20 protein-coding genes and 1 tRNA gene are annotated in these 18,833 nt (G+C 70.1%); 6 read left to right on the top strand and 15 right to left on the bottom strand.

Features of this window, described 5'->3' with window-relative positions; translation table 11 throughout:
* Window positions 1-86 precede the first annotated feature (86 nt).
* The 3 genes from NS220_RS00950 to NS220_RS00940 form a co-directional block, all read right to left on the bottom strand.
* Entirely contained in the window at window positions 87-452 is a 366-nt protein-coding gene (locus NS220_RS00950; RefSeq protein WP_058622241.1) for an SdpI family protein, read from the bottom strand.
* A gap of 88 nt (window positions 453-540) precedes the next feature.
* The gene (locus NS220_RS00945) at window positions 541-1,197 is read right to left on the bottom strand and encodes a response regulator transcription factor (RefSeq protein ID WP_058622240.1); all 657 of its coding nucleotides are present in this window, start codon (window positions 1,195-1,197) and stop codon (window positions 541-543) included.
* The gene (locus NS220_RS00940) at window positions 1,194-2,348 is read right to left on the bottom strand and encodes a sensor histidine kinase (RefSeq protein ID WP_058622239.1); all 1,155 of its coding nucleotides are present in this window, start codon (window positions 2,346-2,348) and stop codon (window positions 1,194-1,196) included. Before NS220_RS00940 ends, NS220_RS00945 begins: the two co-directional genes overlap by 4 nt.
* 58 nt (window positions 2,349-2,406) lie before the next feature.
* On the opposite strand from NS220_RS00940, the gene NS220_RS00935 reads away from it, so the two are divergent.
* Entirely contained in the window at window positions 2,407-2,901 is a 495-nt protein-coding gene (locus NS220_RS00935) for a DUF2087 domain-containing protein (RefSeq protein ID WP_058622238.1), read from the top strand.
* 62 nt (window positions 2,902-2,963) lie between these two features.
* Here NS220_RS00935 and leuS read toward each other — a convergent pair whose 3' ends face one another.
* Window positions 2,964-5,537, bottom strand: coding sequence for a leucine--tRNA ligase (gene leuS / locus NS220_RS00930; protein ID WP_153004094.1), 2,574 nt, complete (start codon window positions 5,535-5,537; stop codon window positions 2,964-2,966).
* A gap of 67 nt (window positions 5,538-5,604) precedes the next feature.
* Window positions 5,605-6,840, bottom strand: coding sequence for an anthranilate synthase component I family protein (locus NS220_RS00925; RefSeq protein WP_058622236.1), 1,236 nt, complete (start codon window positions 6,838-6,840; stop codon window positions 5,605-5,607).
* A 42-nt stretch (window positions 6,841-6,882) separates the two neighbouring features.
* Here NS220_RS00925 and NS220_RS00920 point away from each other — a divergent pair, with 42 nt between their 5' ends.
* The 5 genes from NS220_RS00920 to NS220_RS00900 all read left to right on the top strand — a co-directional run bounded on the left by NS220_RS00920 (window position 6,883) and on the right by NS220_RS00900 (window position 10,384).
* Entirely contained in the window at window positions 6,883-7,563 is a 681-nt protein-coding gene (locus tag NS220_RS00920) for a DedA family protein (protein ID WP_058622235.1), read from the top strand.
* Window positions 7,564-7,568: 5 nt separating this feature from the next.
* Window positions 7,569-8,600 (top strand): App1 family protein, encoded by a 1,032-nt coding sequence (locus NS220_RS00915; protein ID WP_058622234.1) that lies wholly within the window; start codon window positions 7,569-7,571, stop codon window positions 8,598-8,600.
* A 55-nt stretch (window positions 8,601-8,655) separates the two neighbouring features.
* Entirely contained in the window at window positions 8,656-9,366 is a 711-nt protein-coding gene (locus tag NS220_RS00910; protein WP_058622233.1) for an SOS response-associated peptidase, read from the top strand.
* Window positions 9,363-10,268 (top strand): hypothetical protein, encoded by a 906-nt coding sequence (locus tag NS220_RS00905; RefSeq protein WP_058622232.1) that lies wholly within the window; start codon window positions 9,363-9,365, stop codon window positions 10,266-10,268. The genes NS220_RS00910 and NS220_RS00905 overlap by 4 nt, the downstream gene beginning before the upstream one ends.
* A gap of 43 nt (window positions 10,269-10,311) precedes the next feature.
* Window positions 10,312-10,384, top strand: a tRNA-Ala gene (locus NS220_RS00900).
* A 441-nt stretch (window positions 10,385-10,825) separates the two neighbouring features.
* Here NS220_RS00900 and NS220_RS00895 read toward each other — a convergent pair.
* The 10 genes from NS220_RS00895 to rplU all read right to left on the bottom strand — a co-directional run bounded on the left by NS220_RS00895 (window position 10,826) and on the right by rplU (window position 18,800).
* Window positions 10,826-12,061 carry an LCP family protein gene (locus tag NS220_RS00895; RefSeq protein ID WP_058622231.1) on the bottom strand — a complete coding sequence of 412 codons (1,236 nt, stop codon included), beginning with the start codon at window positions 12,059-12,061 and terminating at the stop codon, window positions 10,826-10,828.
* A gap of 85 nt (window positions 12,062-12,146) precedes the next feature.
* A complete protein-coding gene (rsfS, locus tag NS220_RS00890; protein WP_058622230.1) occupies window positions 12,147-12,527 on the bottom strand; it encodes a ribosome silencing factor in 381 nt (126 codons plus the stop codon).
* On the bottom strand, window positions 12,524-13,600 hold the full coding sequence (locus tag NS220_RS00885; protein ID WP_058622229.1) for a hypothetical protein: 1,077 nt from the start codon (window positions 13,598-13,600) through the stop codon (window positions 12,524-12,526). Before NS220_RS00885 ends, rsfS begins: the two co-directional genes overlap by 4 nt.
* The gene (nadD, locus tag NS220_RS00880) at window positions 13,597-14,193 is read right to left on the bottom strand and encodes a nicotinate-nucleotide adenylyltransferase (protein WP_013586445.1); all 597 of its coding nucleotides are present in this window, start codon (window positions 14,191-14,193) and stop codon (window positions 13,597-13,599) included. The genes NS220_RS00885 and nadD overlap by 4 nt, the downstream gene beginning before the upstream one ends.
* 10 nt (window positions 14,194-14,203) lie before the next feature.
* Window positions 14,204-14,428: a hypothetical protein gene (locus NS220_RS00875; RefSeq protein ID WP_013586444.1), complete on the bottom strand. Its 225-nt coding sequence runs from the start codon at window positions 14,426-14,428 to the stop codon at window positions 14,204-14,206.
* A 50-nt stretch (window positions 14,429-14,478) separates the two neighbouring features.
* Entirely contained in the window at window positions 14,479-15,738 is a 1,260-nt protein-coding gene (locus NS220_RS00870) for a glutamate-5-semialdehyde dehydrogenase (RefSeq protein WP_058622228.1), read from the bottom strand.
* 4 nt (window positions 15,739-15,742) lie between these two features.
* On the bottom strand, window positions 15,743-16,579 hold the full coding sequence (gene proB / locus NS220_RS00865; protein ID WP_058622227.1) for a glutamate 5-kinase: 837 nt from the start codon (window positions 16,577-16,579) through the stop codon (window positions 15,743-15,745).
* Window positions 16,576-18,120, bottom strand: a complete 1,545-nt coding sequence (gene obgE / locus NS220_RS00860; RefSeq protein WP_058622226.1) for a GTPase ObgE — start codon at window positions 18,118-18,120, stop codon at window positions 16,576-16,578. The genes proB and obgE overlap by 4 nt, the downstream gene beginning before the upstream one ends.
* A gap of 95 nt (window positions 18,121-18,215) precedes the next feature.
* Window positions 18,216-18,473: a 50S ribosomal protein L27 gene (gene rpmA / locus NS220_RS00855; RefSeq protein ID WP_013586440.1), complete on the bottom strand. Its 258-nt coding sequence runs from the start codon at window positions 18,471-18,473 to the stop codon at window positions 18,216-18,218.
* An 18-nt stretch (window positions 18,474-18,491) separates the two neighbouring features.
* Entirely contained in the window at window positions 18,492-18,800 is a 309-nt protein-coding gene (gene rplU, locus NS220_RS00850; protein ID WP_013586439.1) for a 50S ribosomal protein L21, read from the bottom strand.
* Window positions 18,801-18,833: the final 33 nt, after the last annotated feature.

Raw genomic sequence — 18,833 nt, 5'->3', positions numbered from 1 at the left:
CTAGGAACCCGCACGAAATGCGCGCAGCGCGGCGGACCCTGTTCGTGGAGGGTTTTCGCGACGCTCGCGGTGGGGAGGAATCGTGCTCAGGATCGCTCGGCGGTGTAACGCCGGGCCGCGCGATGCGCCGGGACGATTCCCGAAATCGTGCAGACGAGCAGCCACACGAGCCCGAACCCCAGCAAGCCCGGCGCGACACTGCCGAACCCGAGAAGGGCTGACACGAGGGCGAGGACGGCGGTGGCCGCCGCGCCGATCCCTCCCGCCGCGACGAAGCGGGCGGGTGCTCGATTGACCGCGATCCACGCGGCTTCGTCCGACAGTGTGAGGGGCGTTCGGTAGCCGAAGATCAGGTTCTGCGGAAGCGTGCCGCGGTGGGAAGCACGCGCCCACCAGAGCGCGAGCAGGCCGGCTCCCAGCACCAGGAGGGCGGCGACGGCGATCTCGATCATGTCGCCCCCTTCACGGCTCCACGGATCCTTCGTGACGAACGTACGGCCCCGCGCCGCGCATCGGCCACCACCCACGGGTGGAGATCTCTCAGGGTGCCATGATGCCGAGCCGGTACGCGAGGATCACCGCGTGGACGCGGTCGCGGATCTCCAGCTTGCGAAAGATCTTGTTGATGTGACTCTTCACCGTGGCGGGGGTCAGGAACAGACGCTCGCTGATCTCGGCATTCGTCATGCCCGTCGCGATCGCCAGGAACACGTCCTGCTCGCGTGGCGTCAGCACCGCCAGTTCGTCGGGAATCCCCACCGGTTCCCGCGCCGTGTTCGAGCCCACCGCGCGCTCGATCAGCTTCCGCACGGTGCGCGGCTCGACCACGGCCTCACCCCGATGGACGGTGCGGATCGCGTCGATGAGACGCTCGGGGGTGGCGCTCTTCAACAGGAACGCACTCGCACCGGCTTCCAGAGCGCCGAAGGCGTAGGTATCGAGGTCGAACGAGGTCAGGACGGCGACCCTGGTCGCCGCGCTCACCGACGTGATCGTGCGCGTCGCACGGATGCCGCCCTCCCCCGGCATCCGGACGTCCATCAGGACGACGTCGGGTCGCAAGGTCTTCACGAGATCGACGGCCTCTTCCCCCGTCGACGCCTCTCCGACGACGCGGAGATCGGGGGCACTGTCGACCACGAGCGTGTTCCCGAGTCGGGCGAGCGCCTGGTCATCGACGATGAGCACGTCGATCATCGCTCTGACTCCGTGCGCAAGACGACATGGACGGCCCAGCCTCGGGGAGACCGCGGACCGGACATGCAGGTCCCGCCGAACGCCGCAGCCCGCTCCGCGATCCCGATCAGACCGCGACGGGTTCCCCCGCGCGAGGAGGGGTTCGGGATGCCGTCATCCTCGACGTCGATCACGACGGTGCCGGCTCGCGCGGAGCACTCGATCGTGGCACCCACGGTCGTGACTCCCTCCGCATGCCGGAGAACGTTCGTCAGGCACTCCTGGACGATGCGGTGAACGGCAGCGCGCAACATCGCGTTCTCCGGGAGGTCGTCGCCTCGTCGGCGCAGGTGAACCGGGACCCCCGCGGCACGGACGACCTCCACCGCGCCGTCGATCTCGAACAGCTCGTGCCCCGACTCGTGCAGCGCATCGTCGAGCTCGCGGTCGGCGTCGCGAAGGACTCGGAGTGTGCGGTGCATGTCGTCGAGCGCCGTCGCGCCGACGCGGCCCAGATGAGTGAGCGCCCGCCGGGAGCGCTCGGGGTCGGTGTCCCACGCCGAGCGTGCGCCGTTCGCCAGGGAGATCATCACGGTGAGAGCGTGACCCACCACGTCATGCATCTCGGCGGTGATCCTCGCGCGTTCCAGAGCGCGGGCCGTGGCGATCCGCTCCTCGTGAAGCGCCGCCTGTGCCCGGCGTCGCTCATACACGTTCCGCGTGACGATCCCGGCGGCGAGTGCGACCACGACGTACGGGTCGACGAGGCTCGTCCCGACGCCGATCGCGGGGATCGCGCCTCCGACGGTCGGATCGGCGAGGTCGAGCGCGATCTTCACGGTCGTCCCGAGCAGTGGCGTCCCTGCGGCGACGAGATAGCCGAACACCGCCGGTGCGGTCGGAAAGCGCATCGCGACGGTGAATGTTGCCAGACACAGCGCTGCGGTGAAGGAGCGGCTGTCGGCGATCGCGGCCAGCGCCGATACGGTCACGAGTGTCGTCCAGGGCATGTGGCGTCGTGCGCACAGGACCACCGCCGCCAGAGCCAGGAGCGCTGCGGAGAGGTCCGTCCGGTCCGGGGAGAGGAAGCCGGGAAGGACCGCCACGACGGCGAGTGCACCGTCGAGAAGCACCCGTTGCCAGCGGGTGAGGGGAATCCGCGTGTCGACCATGTGCGGAGAAGTCTAGTGAAGGGGCGTGCAGAGCCCAGGTGTGGAGAAGAATCATCCCATGCACCACAACGCCTGGCGCGCGATCCTCGCCGCTCTCGCCGACGACCGCGCGCGCGAGATCTATGCCCGCATCGTCCTCGCTCAGCCGATCGACGAGGCTCTCTCCGCGCTCCCCGCGAAGAAGGCGGAGCGCATCATCGAGTCGCTCTCGGCGGCGGGACTCGTCTCCGCCACCGCCGAGGGGCTCGTCGCCGTCCCGGACGTGTTCGCCGGGGCCCTGGCATCCGCCGGTGCCCCCGCTCGGCGCGAGGGTGTGGATCGCTTCCTGCAGGACGGCCGCCTCATCGGCATGCCCGCGCGTGCGGCCGACCGACGGGCGGTCCTGGAGCACCTCGCCACCCGCGTGCTCGCCGACGGCGACACCGTCTCCGAGGCCGAGATCAACGCGCGTCTTGCCGAAGTCACCGACGACGTCGCGGGCCTACGCCGCGCCTTCGTCGACCACGCGCTGGTCGTTCGCACCGCCGACGGCTCCGCCTACTCCCGCACCTGAGAACGACGGATGCCACGTCCCCACCGCTGCGCGAAGCGCCGGGGACGTGGCATCCGAGAATCTCACTTGGTCGAGAAGCTGACCACCTTCGGCGGACGCACGACCGCGCGCACGATCTCGCGATCGCCCAGCGCGCGGCGCACCTTCTCGTCGCTGCGCGCGAGCTTCTCGAGCTCGTCGGCGCCGATCTTGGCCGAGACCTCGAGGGTTCCGCGCACCTTTCCGTCGATCTGCACGACCGCGGTGACCGAGTCCTCGACCAGCAGCGTCGGGTCGGCCTGGCGCCAGGTCGCCAGCCCCACGAAGCCGTCGTACCCGAGTGTCTGCCACATCTCCTCCGCGGTGTGCGGGGCGAAGAGGTCGAGGATCATGGCGATGACCTCGGCGGCCTCGCGGACGGCGGGGTCGCTGGTGCCGGCCGAGCCGTCGATCGCCTTGCGGGTGGCGTTGACGAGCTCCATCAGGCGCGCGACGACGACGTTGAACTTCGTCTGCTCGATGAGGTTCGGCGCTTCGGCCAGCAGGCGGTGCGTGACGCGGCGCAGCGACGGGTCGCCCTCGGCCCAGACCACGTCCTTCTCGCTGTCGACGTCGTGCGCGATGCGCAGAGCGCGGGCGAGGAACTTCGCCGCTCCCGTTGTCGAGACGTCGTTCCAGTCCTTGTCGTCTTCCACCGGACCCGCGAAGGCCAGGGCGACGCGCAGGGCGTCGGCGCCGTGGGCGTCGAGCTCCTCCTGGAAGAGCACGAGGTTGCCCTTGCTCTTCGACATCTTCGCGCCGTCGAGGATGACCATGCCCTGGTTGATGAGGCTCGAGAACGGCTCGGTGAACTCCACCAGGCCCATGTCGAACAGGGCCTTGGTGATGAAGCGCGCGTACAGCAGGTGCAGGATCGCGTGCTCGACGCCGCCGATGTAGAAGTCGACCGGCCCCCACTTCGACGCCTCGCGGCCGGAGAACGCCTCGGTCTCGCTGTTCGGCGACAGGAAGCGCAGGTAGTACCAGGAGCTGTCGACGAAGGTGTCCATCGTGTCGGGGTCGCGCAGCAGCGTCTGGCCCGTCTCGGGGTCGGTGACCTGCACCCACTCGGTCGCCGCACCCAGGGGCGAGGTGCCCTTGGGCTTGAGGTCGAGACCCTCGACCGAGGGCAGCACCACCGGGAGCTGATCGGCGGGGACGGGGGTGATCGACCCGTCCTCCCCGTGCAGCATCGGGATGGGAGTGCCCCAGTAACGCTGGCGCGAGATGAGCCAGTCGCGGAGGCGATAGGTCTTGGCCGCGCGGCCGACGCCCTTCGCCTCGAGCTCCTCGATGACGCGCGCGATGGCGTTGCGCTTGGACAGGCCGTTGAGGGAGCCCGAGTTGATCATGCGTCCGTCGCCGGTGAGCGCGATCCCGGTCTTGACCGGGTCGGTCTCTTCGACGTCGCCCAGCGGGTCGATCGGCACGCCTTCGTCGTCGAGCTCGATGACGGGGATCGCGCCGGTGACGGGGGCCAGCGTGTCGACGACGACCTTCACGGGGAGGTCGAAGGCGCGGGCGAAGTCGAGGTCGCGCTGATCGTGCGCGGGCACGGCCATGACGGCGCCGTGACCGTAATCGGCGAGCACGTAGTCGGCGGCCCAGATCGGCAGCTTCTCGCCGTTGATCGGGTTGATCGCGTGGTGGCCGAGGAACACGCCCGTCTTCGGTCGGTCGGTCGCCTGCCGCTCGATGTCGGTCGCGCGCTGCACCTGGGCGAGGTATGCCTCGAACGTCTCGCGCACGCCCTGGTCTGCGGATGCCGCGAGCTCGGCCGCGAGGTCGGACTCGGGCGCGACGACGAAGAACGTCGCTCCGTGCAGCGTGTCGGGGCGGGTGGAGAAGACCGTGATCTTCTCCTCGCGGCCCTCGATCTCGAACGAGATGTCGGCACCGACGGAGCGGCCGATCCAGTTGCGCTGCATCTGGATGACCTTGCTCGGCCAGAAGCCCTCGAGCTGGTTCAGGTCGTCGAGCAGGCGGTCGGCGTAATCGGTGATCCGCAGGAACCACTGCGTGAGCTTCTTCTTCACCACGACGGCACCGCTGCGCTCGCTCGTGCCGTCGGGCAGCACCTGCTCGTTGGCGAGCACGGTCTGGTCGACCGGGTCCCAGTTGACGAGGGCGTCCTTGCGGTACGCGAGGCCCTTCTCGTACAGCTTCTGGAACAGCCACTGGTTCCAGCGGTAGTACTCGGGGTCGCTCGTGTGCAGCACCCGGCTCCAGTCGAACGAGACGCCGTAGTCCTTCAGGCTCGCCTTCTGCTGGGCGATGTTGGCGTAGGTCCACTCGACCGGGTCGGCGCCGCGCTTGATCGCGGCGTTCTCGGCGGGCAGGCCGAACGAGTCCCACCCGATCGGGTTGAGCACGTTATAGCCGCGGTGACGCCAGAAGCGCGCCACGATGTCGGAGTAGAGATAGTTCTCGGCGTGGCCCATGTGCAGGTCGCCCGAAGGGTACGGGAACATCGCGAGAACGTACTTGCGCGGACGCTTGTCGTCGTCGCCGCCGGCGCGGAACGGATCCTTGTCCGCCCACGCGCGCTGCCACTTCGCCTGGATCGCGTGGGCATCGAAGGCGCCCTCGCCGGGCACAGGGCTGGTGTTCTCAGACACGGGTGAAGCCAATCGTGAGGTCGGGGAGGCCACGAGGGCCGACGTCCAGGCTATCGGACCGTGCCCCTCACCATCCCGGCGGGACCTCGGCGCCGAGCGCCGCGAGAGGGGCACGGGCCTTGATGCCCACCTCGGCCACCTCGGATGCCGCGACCGAGCGCCATGTGATGCCTCCGCCCGCGCCGACGGAGGCGGCATCCGCTTCGACGACGAGGCTCCGGATCACCATGGCGAGATCCGCCGAGCCGTCGTCGCCGATCCACCCGAAGGTTCCGGAGTAGATGCCCCGCGGGGCACCCTCGAGGCGCTCGAGGATCGCCATCGCGGAGGCCTTGGGCGCACCGGTCATGCTGCCGGCCGGGAAGGCGGCGTCTCGGAGCGCGCGGAGAGTCGTTCCGGGACGCAGCCGGCCGGACACCTCGCTCACCAGTTGGTGGACGTGCGGGTAGGTCTCGACCTCCAGCAGACGGTCGACGCCGATGCTGGACGGCGCGCAGACCCGCGAGAGGTCGTTGCGCATCAGATCGACGATCATGACGTTCTCGGCCCGCTCCTTGGGATCGGTGCGCAGTTCCTCGGCGAGCGCGGCGTCGGCGACGGGATCGACCGCGCGCGGACGGGTGCCCTTGATGGGGTGCGTGTGGACGGTGCCGTCGCGGACCTCGAGGAAGCGCTCGGGCGACGCGCTCACCAGGGCCGTGTCGCCGATGCGCACGAAGCCCCCGTGGTGCGATGACGAGGTGCGCCGGAGGCGCCGGAAGACGTCGAGGGCGAAGAAGCGGCCGGGAATGGTGAATCGGGTGGTGAGACACAGCTGGTACGCGTCACCCTCGCGGATGTGCTCCCGGCACGCGGCGATGAGTCCGGCGTACTCGTCTGGTCGATGGCGACCGGATGCCACCCCCCGAGGCTCCGCGGGCGGAACCGGCGCGGCCACCCCGACTCCGAGCGCCCTCTCGGCGAGGGCCGCGAGGGCCGTGGCATCCGTTCCCACCGCCCACACCCGGCGCGCCGCGTGGTCGAAGGCGAGAGCGGCGTCGACGCGGAGCCACGCGGCGTCTCCGTCGTAGGGGATCCACCCGACCCAGCCGCCGTGGAACGCGCCTCCCCCGAGGCCCGCGACGAGGTCCAGGGGGTCGGTGTCGTGCTCGGGGCGGCCCGCGCCCATCCAGCTCCATCCGGCGTCGGTGTCGACACCGCCGTCGAGCCAGAACGCGGCGGGAGCGCCGGCCCAGAGGTGGGTGAACACCGCCTCGGGATCGACCCACCGGGGCAGGGCGAGCGGGGGGACGGAACGCGGCACGCTCCCAGGCTAGGCCGAGGCCGCGCCCCTAGGCTGACGGAGGTGAACGAGATCCTCACGTGGCTGCTCGACATGGTCCAGAACGTCGACCCCGTGCTGCGCACGATCCTCGCCGGGATCGCCGTCATGCTCGAGACGAGCGTGCTGGTCGGTCTCATCGTTCCGGGCGACACGATGGTGATCGTCGCGGGCACCGCCGTCGCCTCGCCGCTCGAGGGCGTCATCCTCGCGGCGGTCGTCGTCGTCGGCGCCCTTCTCGGGGAGAGCGGGGGGTTCTGGCTCGGCCGGTACTTCGGACCCCGCATCCGCGCCTCGCGTCTGGGGCAGAAGCTCGGCGAACGCAATTGGGAGCGCGCGGACCGCTACCTGCGTCGTCGAGGCGGACCCGCCATCTTCCTCTCGCGGTTCCTCCCGGTCCTGCACTCGCTCGTGCCCCTGACGGTGGGGATGAGCGGCTACAGCTATCGCCGTTTCCTGGCGTGGACGGCCCCGGCGTGCGCGATCTGGTCCGCGCTGTACATCTCGGTGGCGGCGACCGCGGCGGGGACGTACCGCGAGCTCGCGGACCGCATCCACTACGCCGGCTACATCTTCGTCGGCATCCTGGTCGTGTTCCTCGTGCTGGTCTTCATCGGCAAGAAGGTGATCGAGCGCATGGAGCGTCGGCACCTGGCCGACGACGTCCACCCCCTCGAATCGGCGGACGGTGACGTGAAAGACTGAGGCGGATGCCTCGTTCTCCCCGCGCCAAAGTGCTCTGGTTCGCCCGACTGGAGCGCCGCTTCCACCGGTGGCGCGAGAAGCGTGCCCGCGCGCGGGGCCTTCGTCCCGCCGTCACCGGGTTCCCCGGATACGGCACGGAGGAATGGGTGCGCGTGCTCGGCCGGGTCCTCATCGCCCCGCCGATCAAGCGGACCTCGACGGGCGAGTTCGCGAGCCTCCGGGGCTGGCGCAGCTTCGCGGCGGTCCCGGTGGGGATGGCTCGTGTCCGCGTCGTCATCGACGGCGTCTCGCATGAGGTGTCCGCCGATCGCGGCGGCGTGATCGACGCGCGTCTGCCCGCCTCGCTCGCCCCCGGCTGGCAGACGATCACGATGTCGGTCGAGGGCAGCGAACCCGCCGAGACACGCGTCTTTATCGTCGGCTCCGACGTCCGCTTCGGCGTGGTGAGCGACATCGACGACACCGTCATGGTGACGGCCCTGCCCCGCCCTTTCCTCGCCGCCTGGAACTCGTTCGTCCTGGACGAGCACGCCCGCCAGCCCGTTCCCGGCATGGCCGTGATGCTGGAGCGACTGACCCGTGAGCACCCCGGCACGCCCGTGATCTACCTCTCCACCGGCGCGTGGAACGTGGCTCCCACGCTCACCCGCTTCATGCGGCGGCATCTGTTCCCCGCCGGCTCGTTCCTGCTGACCGACTGGGGTCCCACGCACGATCGCTGGTTCCGCAGCGGCCGCGACCACAAGGAGCAGAACCTCCGCCGTATCGCGAGCGAGTTTCCGAAGGTGAAGTGGCTCCTCGTCGGCGACGACGGTCAACACGACGATGCGATCTACACGCAGTTCGCGATCGACCACCCGGAGAACGTCGCCGCGGTCGCCATCCGGCGCCTGCTCCCGGCGGAGGCCGTCCTGGCCGGCGGCCGCACGGTCGTCGACGATCACTCCGCGGCCGAGGTGCCGTGGGTGACGGGGTCGGACGGGGCTGCGTTGCTCGACCGCCTCGAGCGCGCCGGGGTCATCACGGCCGACGGCTGAGGACGGATGCCGCGCTCACCCGCCCGATGTCGGAGGGGGCGCGTACGGTGGAGGGATGTGCGGTCGATTCGTCGTGGCCAATGTGGCCTCAGAGCTCGTGGGCGTCCTCCGTGTCGATGTCGAGAGCGATGAGCTGCCCCCGCCGTCGTACAACATCGCGCCGACGTCACCTGTGGCGATCGTGCTCGACTCGGTGAAGACCGAGCCGCCGGTCCGCCGTCTGGAGGTCGCTCGGTGGGGACTCGTCCCCGGCTGGGCGAAAGACGTCAAGATCGGTGCCCGCGCATTCAACGCGCGCTCCGAAGAGGTCGAAGACAAGCCGATGTTCCGCAACGCCCTCATCAAGCGGCGCGCGGTGATCCCGGCATCCGGCTACTACGAGTGGAAGACGACCGCCGAGGGCAAGACCCCCCATTACATCCACCCCGCCGACGGTTCCCCGCTCTTCTTCGCGGGGCTGTACGAGTGGTGGAAAGACCCCGCGTTGGCCGAGGACGACCCGGCGCGGTGGGTCCTCAGCTGCACGATCCTCACGCGCGACGCGATCGGTCGGCTGGGCTCGATCCACGACCGGATGCCGCTGTTCATGGACCCCGACTTCGCAGACGCGTGGCTCGACCCGACGACCGAGAACGTCGGCGACGTCCTCGACGCGGCGATCGATGCGGCCCCCGACGTGGCCGAGACTCTCGACGATCATGTCGTGTCGTCCGCGGTCGGGAACGTCCGCAACGACTCGCCCGCTCTCATCGAGCCGGTCGAGTGACCGCTGTTCTCGCGGATCGCGTCCTCGACCGCGACGAGTGGACGGCCGCGGCCGCGGAGCACGCCGCGCGCGCCGACGCGCTGACCGCCGATCACCGGGCCCGTGCGAGCCGCGCCGAGAAGCACCCCGTCGAGGACTTCCTCTTCACCTACTACTCGTACAAGCCCGCGATCCTGCGCCGGTGGCATCCGGGTCCCGGGGTCATCCTCGACGACGCCGAAGAGAGGGCCGCGTGGCGCTGGTACCAGCGCGTCGGCAGTGGGGTGCGGGTGGATGCCGAGGCCTTCCGCGTCGAGCGGGCGTCGCTGTACCGCGGGATCACGAACCTGCTCCGCGCCACGCTGCACCGCCCCGCCCAGTTCGGGTGCTTCGGTCTGCACGAGTGGGCCATGGCGTATCGCGTGGACGAGGTCCGCCACGCCGTTCCGCTCCGGTTGGGCCGGGAGGGGACCGATGCCGTCGTCGACGCGCACGACCTGCGGTGCACGCACTTCGACGCGTTCCGGTTCTTCACTCCGGACGCCGTTCCCCGCAATCGCGAGCCGCTCTCGCGGGAGAGCCAGGCCGAGCGGGAGCAGCCGGGGTGTCTGCACGCCGGGATGGACGTCTACAAGTGGGCGGTCAAGCTCGGCCCCCTCGTTCCGGGGGCTCTGCTGCTCGAGGCGTTCGTGCTGGCCCGTGACATCCGCACCCTCGATATGGAGGCCTCGCCTTACGACCTGACGGCGTGGGGGTACTCCCCCGTGGCGATCGAGACGGCCGAGGGCAAGGCGCAGTACGTGTCCCGCCAGCGGGCACTGAGCGAGCGGGCGCAGGGGCTGCGACGGACGGTTCTGGTGGCCGTCGGCGCGGGAGACGACACGCCCGGCCGCGCCGATTTCTTCCGTCTCGATCCCGTGTAGTAAGCTCATGGAGTTGCCTCGAACGGGGCGGAAAACAAAAAACGGGCCTGTGGCGCAGCTGGTAGCGCACCTGCATGGCATGCAGGGGGTCAGGGGTTCGAGTCCCCTCAGGTCCACCCAGAGAGAAAGCCTCCGCTTCGGCGGGGGCTTTCTTCGTTCCCGGACCGTGCCGGATCGGGGTGTCGGCGCAGCGGATCCGGAGAACGTTCGCGGATCCGGAGGGTTTCGCCCCCTGGCTCCGGTTCCGGTGCCGATCTCCGGTTCTACGCGCACACCGGGCCCACCGCGCACACCGGCCCACTGCGCACCGGCCCACCGCGCACACCTCACCCACCGCGCACACCGGCCCACTGCGCACCGGCCCACCGCGCACACCTCACCCACCGCGCACACCGCACCCCCCGGCGCGGGGCACCGCCGTCTCACGACGACAACGGATCCGGATGCCGGGAGCTCCGGCATCCGAATCCGTCCGCTTCAGCGCGAGGCGACCGTTCCCCGGCTCCACGCCTCCTGCGCGTCCCGGTCCGGGAGCCGTACGGCTGAGCGGCCACCGGTCAGTTGACGCAGGGAACCGCCCCCGCGCGCAGTGGCTGCTCCGAGTCGGTGTAGACCGCGGACGTCGGGCTCGGCGCGGCCGAGGGCGCGCCCGAGGCAGAGTCCGGCGCGGAGGTCCCGTTCGGGTCGGGAGCCGCCGCCGGCGCCGGGTGCAGCAGGGCGCTCACCTGGGCGGCGATCGCCTTCTGGTCGACGATGTTGACGCTCTCCCCGTCGACCGTCCCGAAACGCTCGATGGGAAGCGTCTGGAACGTCACGTCCCCGCCCGCCAGACGCTGCGCGGTCGAGGCGAGGCTGAGCAGGTCGAAGCCCTTGTCGACCGCGACGTACTGCTTCGCGGTGTCGAGCAGATCTTGCATGCGGCCGAAATCGGTGAAGGTCTGCGCGTCGCGAAGCTTCAGCGCCAGAGAGACGAGGAACGCCTGCTGCCGACGGGTACGGTCGAGGTCGGTGAGGAAGACGTTGTCGTACTTCGTGTCGCGACGTTGGCGCACGAAGGCCATCGCTTGGGCCGCGTCGATCTGCTGCGGCCCCGCCGCGAAGTCGGCCCCCGAGAAGGTGTCGGCGGTCGCGTGGTTCAGGCAGACGTCCAGGGGCTGAACGGCTTGCGCGACCCGGTAGAACGCGGCCATGGTGACCTCGACGAAATGGTCGATCGGTACGCCGCCGAGGAACTGCGAGACGGTCTGCATCTCCTCGGCGCGCGCCGCGTCGCGAGCCTGCTGGTAGGCGTCGTCCTCCGAGACACCCGCGGCGCGGAGCTCGTCGTCCTTCGCCGCGAAAGCGCGCCCGTACGCTTCCTTGATCTTGCCCTTTCGCGCTCCCCCAGGCGCCCCGGCGTAGTCCACGTCGTCGTCGCGCGGAATCGAGAGGGCGACGGCCTGCCCGCCACCCGCGGGGATGTGCACGTACATGAGGACGTTCGTGTTGTACCCGCCCACGGACGCGTCCTCCGCGTGGATCGCGTCGTAGATCTCCTGGGGGTACGGCTTCCCGTCCTCATCGACGCGGCTGTCGAGACCCATGATGAGGATGTTCTGCTCACCCTCGTCCTGGGGGACGCCTGCCGCGGCGGTCGGCAGGACGGCATCCGAATGATGGATGCCGTTGGCCGCCCCCGCGAGATCGATCGCGACGAAGGCGACCGTGCCGACAACGGCGACGGTGACGAGGGCGGAGACGGCGAACAGAAGGCGACGCCGGTTGCGGCGTACGCGGGGCGAGGTCGGAGACACCGCCCCACTATGCGCGCCGACGCCTATGAGTTGGGCGAACGAGAACGCCCCCTGCCGTGGGCAGAGGGCGTCGACGTGTCACCTGTCAGTCGGCGGCGTGGGCCGGGCTGGGAAGCTCGAGCGGGACCACAGGGCAGTCCTTCCAGAGACGCTCCAGGCCGTAGTACATGCGCTCCTCCTCGTGGAAGACGTGCACGACCAGGTCGCCGAAGTCGAGGAGGACCCAGCGGGATTCCTGGCGGCCCTCGCGACGGAGGCGCTTGTGGCCGGCTTCGAGCAGTTTCTCTTCGACCTCGTCGGCGATCGCCGCGACGTTTCTCTCGTTGCGCCCCGTGACCAGGAGGAAGATGTCGACGAGTGGAAGGGGCTCGGACACATCCAGGGCGACGAGGTCTTCCCCGGACTTGCTGTCGGCGGCGAGGGCGGCGATCTGCGCCATCTCGCGTCCGTTCTGGGTCGCGGTCATCCGAATACTCCTGTCGTGACGGCGATGGCGAGGGCCACAGCCACGGCGATCGCGAGAGCGCCGGTGGTGATGATGAGGCCGATGACGAGCTTGCTGCCCTTCTCGGGTGCCGGCGGACGAATGATGTCCCCGGGCTGCTTGACGGTGCTGATGGCCGCGCTGGCGGCGATCGGCGTCGGCGATGACGCGGCCGGCAGCTCCCCGTCGAGGAGAACAGCGTCGGCCTCACGGCCGTCGGTGGTGCCGGGAGCGTGCCCGACGGAGCCGAGGCCCTGCGGGAGCTCGAAGGTGCCGGTGATCATGACCTCGCCGGTCGCCGTGACCGGAGCGACCAGGGGTCCGCCGATCGGGGTCTCGGAGAGGATCAGGGCGTTGGGCGTCGAGACGGATCCGGTGGCCACACCGCTGCGGGCGATGAGCTGGTCGAAAGACGGCGGGAGCGAGATGTCAGGGGTCGCGCCGTTCAGCAGGTCGGAGCCGAGGTTCGGGTTGACCGTCGACGAGACGGGCTGCTCGGGGGCGGGTTCCGCTCCGTCGAGCTCCTCGGCGACCGCGGGGCGGAAGATCGCGGGAAGGTCGCCGGATGCCGTGTCCTCGGCCGACTCCGGACGGGCCGGGGGCGACGCGGGGCCGAGGTCCGGCGAGATCACCGGCACCGACGCCGTGCGGATCTTCTCCTGCGCACGCACCTGGCGGCGGGTGAGTCCGGTCGGCGCGTAGGCCGACCCCTCGTCCTCGGAGGGCGTGCCGAAGCCGATGACCGCGGGTGCGGGCGTCGTCGCGGGACGCGACGGAGCGGTTTCACCGGCCGGTTCTTCCCGTGTGGTGGTGTCGTCCGCCCCTGTTACGGGTTCCGCCGGCGGGGTGGGCTCCTGGGGCGCCACGGTCTCCTCCGGCGCCGGGCGCGGCTCCGGGACCGCGGGCGTGAGATCGACGGCCGGGGCCTCGGGGGCGGCGTCGGCCACGGGCTCGACGGGCTGCGTGGGGATGATCGGAGTCGCGCCGGTGTTGCGGATCTCGCGCAGCTGGCGCCGCGTCAGCGGCGGGGTTCCATTGTTCTCGGAAGTGCTCATGCCTTACTCCGGTAGAGGTGGTGCTTCGCGATGTACTGCACGACGCCGTCGGGCACGAGGTACCACACGGGGTGTCCTCGGCGTACGCGGGCGCGGCAGTCTGTGGATGAGATCGACAGGGCCGGGATCTCGAGCTGGCTGACGTCTTCGGTGGGCAATCCCTCCGTGGTCAGCACGTGACCCGGGCGCGAGACGGCGACGAAGTGCGCCAGATCCCACAGCTCCTGGTGGTTGCGCCAGCTGAGGATCTGCGCGACCGCGTCGGCGCCGGTGATGAAGAACAGGTCGGCACCCGGACGTTGGCTCTTCAGGTCGCGCAACGTGTCGATCGTGTACGTCGGGCCGTCGCGGTCGATGTCGACCCGGCTGACGGTGAACTGCGGGTTCGAGGCCGTCGCGATCACCGTCATCAGGTAGCGGTGCTCGCTCGCCGTGACCTCGTCCTTCTGCCAGGGGCGACCCGTGGGCACGAAGACGACCTCGTCGAGATCGAACGACTGCGCGACCTCGCTCGCCGCCACCAGGTGACCGTGATGGATGGGATCGAACGTCCCACCCATGACCCCGATGCGAGGGGCGCGCGTCACCGACATACGGTGGGCCTCAGTGGCCGTGCGCCTCGGGCGTGGGCGTCCCGTGCTTCTTCGTGTAGGCCTCGGCCTTGTGCGCGTGGCGGTTCGAGACGTTGCGGTACGACAGCGTGACGAGGCTGAGCGACACGAACACCACGAAGGCGAGGGCGCCGATCCAGAAGGTCTGGGCCTGCACGTTGCCGCCGTGGTGACCGGCCTCTTCGGCGGCGTGGGCGAGAAGTGAGGCGAAAGTCATCAGTGCTCCGTTTCGGGTGTCTGCGCGGCGCGCAGTGCCATTTTAGGCGGTTAAACGCGGACCTGTCCGTCGCCGCGCCCGAGCCACTTCGTGCTCGTGAGCTCGGCGAGACCCATGGGACCGCGCGCGTGAAGTTTCTGGGTGGAGATGCCGACCTCGGCGCCGAAGCCGAACTCGCCCCCATCGGTGAAGCGCGTCGAGGCGTTGACGAGCACGACGGCCGAATCGACCTCCGCGAGGAAGCGCTGCGCGGCAGCGTCGTCGTCGGTGATGATCGACTCGGTGTGGTGCGTCGAGAACCGTCGAATGTGGTCGAGAGCGCCGTCGAGGTCGTCGACGACGCGCACCGCCAGATCGAGGCTGAGGTACTCGGCAGCCCAGTCTTCGTCGGTTGCGGCCACGACCCGCGGGTCGTAACCGGCGACCGTCACATCGCCGTGCACGCTGACCCCGGCCTCGGCGAGCGAGACGAGCAGCTCCGGGAGGAGTCGGTCGGCGGCGGCGCGATGCACGAGGACCGTCTCGACGGCGTTGCACACGCTCGGACGCTGGGTCTTCGCGTTCAGCACGATGTCGCGCGCCCAGTCGGCGCGCGCCGTCTCATCGAGGTAGACGTGCACGACACCCGCGCCGGTCTCGATCACGGGCACGGTGGACTCGGTGACGACGGTCTCGATCAGCGAGGCGCTCCCCCGCGGGACGAGGACGTCGACGAGGCCCCGGGCGTTCATCAGGGCGCGTGCGCCGTCGCGACCGAAGTCGTCGACGGTCTGCACGGCTTCCGGCGACACTCCTCGGGAAGCGAGTGCTCCGCGCATCACGGTGACGAGGGCGGCGTTCGAGCTCTGGGCCGCCGAGCCGCCGCGCAGCACCACCGCGTTGCCGGAGCGCAACGCCAGAGCCGCGATGTCGACGGTCACGTTGGGGCGTGCCTCGTAGATAGAGCCGACGACACCGAACGGCACGGCGACCTTCTCGAGAGAGAGACCGTTGGGCAGGGTGCGTCGGTCGAGGACGCGTCCGACGGGGTCGGGCAGGACCGCAACGGCTCGAACGGCGGACGCCAGCGCGGCGACGCGGGCGGCGTCGAGACGCAGGCGGTCGAGGAGCGCCTCGCCGATGGCGTTCGCGCGCCCCCGCTCGAGGTCGTCGGCGTTCGCCGCGACGATGTCGGGGGTCGCCGCGTCGAGAGCGTCCGCGATCGCGTTCAGGAGATCGGTCTTCGCGGCGGTGTCGAGAAGAGCGATCTGTCGCGACGCGTCTTTGGCCAGACGCAGGCGCTCATCGACGGAGACGGCGATCGTGGTCATCGCGTCAGTCTACCGTCGCACCGACGGCGCCGACGGGGCCGGTCGACAGGGTGACGGCATCCGGATTCGGGGCGAACCACGTGCCCACGAACTGCCCCGCGAGGGCGTCGGCGACGAGGTCGGCACTCGTCACGAGGACGCCGACCCCCGCCGTGCACGCGAGCTTCGCGGCGGACACCTTGGTCGCCGCTCCCCCGGTGCCGACGCCGTTGACGACGCCCGCCCCGAACTCGAAGTCCGACAGGTCGTCGCCCCACGCGACCTCGGTGATGGGACGCGCGCCGGGCTCGTTCGGGGGCGCGGTGTACAGGCAGGCGATGTCGCTGAGCAGGATCAGGGCATCGGCGCCGATCAGCTGCGCCACCAGAGCCGCGAGCCGGTCGTTGTCCCCGAAGCGGATCTCGTGGGTGGCGACCGTGTCGTTCTCGTTGACGATGGGCAGGATGCCGAGCCCCAGAAGGCGCTCCATCGCCCGGCGCGCATTCGAGCGCGGCGTGGCGTTCTCGAGGTCTCCGGCCGTGAGCAGGACCTGACCCGCGAGCAGACGGAAGCGGTCGAGGGACGTCTGGTACCGCCACATCAAGACGTTCTGACCGACCGCGGCGGCCGCCTGCTGGGTCGCGAGGTCGTTCGGGCGGCCCTCGAGATCGAGCAGGGGTAGCGCCGTGGCGATGGCGCCGGACGAGACCAGGACGACCTCCACGCCCGCGGCGTGCGCTCGCGAGAGTGCCTCGACGATCGTGTCGATGCGATGGGCGCCGTCGCCGCTGATCGACGACGAGCCGACCTTGACGACGACCCGGGATGCGCGGGGGATGTCGGCGCGGGTCGGGACGGTCACCGCTCGTCCTCGGCACCCGAAAGGGCGGACGAATCGCCGTCGGGGTCGATCCCCGCGGCACGCGCCGCGCGACGCTCGGCCTCGAGTTCGGCGCGGGCCTCGGCCTTGGCATCCATCCGCTCGTGATACTGCTCGCGGCGCTCCGACGAGGTCCGGCGCGGGTTCTGCACGAGGCGCGGGTCGGTACCGCGCGGAGCCGTCATGAGCTCCGCGGCCGAAGTGAGCGTGGGCTCCCAGTCGAAGACGATGCCGTCGCCGGGGCCGATGACGACCGTCGCACCCGCAACGGCGCCGGCGCGGAAAAGACCGTCTTCGACGCCGAGGCGTGCGAGACGATCCGCGAGGTAGCCGACGGCCTCCTCGTTCTGGAAATCGGTCTGCTGGACCCACTTGACCGGCTTGTCGCCGAGGATGCGGTACACCGGTCCGTACGTGCCGCCCTCGACCTTGATCTCGAACTCCTTGTCGGCACCCTTGGGGCGGATGACGATGCGCTCGGCGGGAGCGTCGTCGATCGTGGCGATGCGGTGCTGCTCGACGATGTCGGCGAGGGCGAAGGTGAGCTCCCGCAGCCCGGCCCGGCTGACCGTCGAGATCTCGAACACGCGGAAGCCGCGCGCCTCGAGGTCCGGGCGCACGAAGTCGGCGAGCTCGTGCGCTTCGGGGACGTCGACCTTGTTCAGGGCGATGATCTGCGGGCGTTCGAGCAGCGGGACCTGGCCCTCGGGGACCGGATAGGCGCCGAGCTCGGCGAGGATGACGTCGAGGTCGCTCAGCGGGTCGCGGCCCGGGTCGAGGGTCGCGCAGTCGAGGACGTGCACGAGGGCGGTGCACCGCTCGACGTGACGGAGGAACTCCAGGCCGAGGCCCTTCCCCTCGCTCGCGCCCTCGATGAGGCCGGGGACGTCGGCGATGGTGAACCGGACATCGCCCGCCTGGACGACGCCGAGGTTGGGGTGGAGCGTCGTGAACGGGTAGTCCGCGATCTTGGGACGCGCGGCGGAGACGGCGGCGATGAGACTCGACTTGCCCGCCGACGGGAAGCCGACCAGCGCGACGTCGGCGACGGTCTTGAGCTCGAGGACGACGTCGCCCTCCCAGCCCGGCGTTCCGAGCAGGGCGAAACCGGGCGCCTTGCGCTTGGGCGACGCGAGAGCCGCGTTGCCGAGCCCGCCCAGTCCGCCCGGAGCCGCGACGAAACGCATGCCCGGGGTGAGCATGTCGACGAGAACGGTGCCGTCCACGTCTTTCACGACCGTGCCGAGCGGGACGGGCAGCTCCTGGTCTTCTCCCATGGCGCCCGAGCGGTGATCGCCCATCCCGAAGCCGCCGTTGCCCGCCGAGCGGTGCGGCGAGTGGTGGTACGACAGCAACGTCGTGGTCTGCGGGTCGGCCACGAGGACGACATCGCCACCGTGGCCCCCGTTGCCGCCGTCGGGACCGGCGAGCGGCTTGAACTTCTCGCGGCGCACCGACACGCAGCCGTTGCCGCCCTTGCCCGCACGCAGGTGCAGAGTGACGCGGTCGACGAAGGTGACCATGGGAGTCCTTTCGGGACGGGACCGGGGATGCCGGAAAGAAAAGAAGAGGGGGCGGGCTGTGCCCACCCCCTCTATCGCGCGTTCAGCGCTGTGGATTACTCCGCTGCGGCGACGATGTTGACGACCTTGCGGCCGCCCTTGTTGCCGAACTCGACCGCACCGGCGGCGAGGGCGAAGAGCGTGTCGTCGCCCCCACGGCCGACGTTGGCGCCGGGGTGGAAGTGCGTGCCGCGCTGGCGGACGATGATCTCGCCGGCGAGGACGGCCTGGCCACCGAAGCGCTTCACGCCGAGGCGCTGTGCGTTGGAGTCACGACCGTTGCGGGTGGAGCTTGCGCCCTTTTTGTGTGCCATCTCTGCGTCTCCTGGCTCTTACTTGATGCCGGTGATCTTGACGCGCGTGAGGTCCTGACGGTGGCCCTGGCGCTTCTTGTAGCCGGTCTTGTTCTTGAACTTCTGGATCACGATCTTCGGACCGCGCTCCTCGCCGAGCACCTCGGCCGTGACCGAGACCTTCGCGAGCTTGTCGGCGTCGGTCGTGACAGCGTCGCCGTCGACGAACAGAACGGCGGGCAGCTCGATGCTCTCGCCGACCTTCGCCTTCTGGCGGTCGAGCACGACAACCGTGCCGACCTGGACCTTCTCCTGGCGGCCGCCGGCGCGCACAACTGCGTAAACCACTTCACACCTGTTTCGTTCGGGAGCTCGAGGCTC

The organism is Microbacterium testaceum (assembly GCF_001476655.1).
Classification (GTDB): Bacteria; Actinomycetota; Actinomycetes; order Actinomycetales; family Microbacteriaceae; genus Microbacterium; species Microbacterium testaceum_C.
Note: the sequence above shows the minus strand (reverse complement) of the source record. Positions and strands in the feature narration are given on the sequence as shown.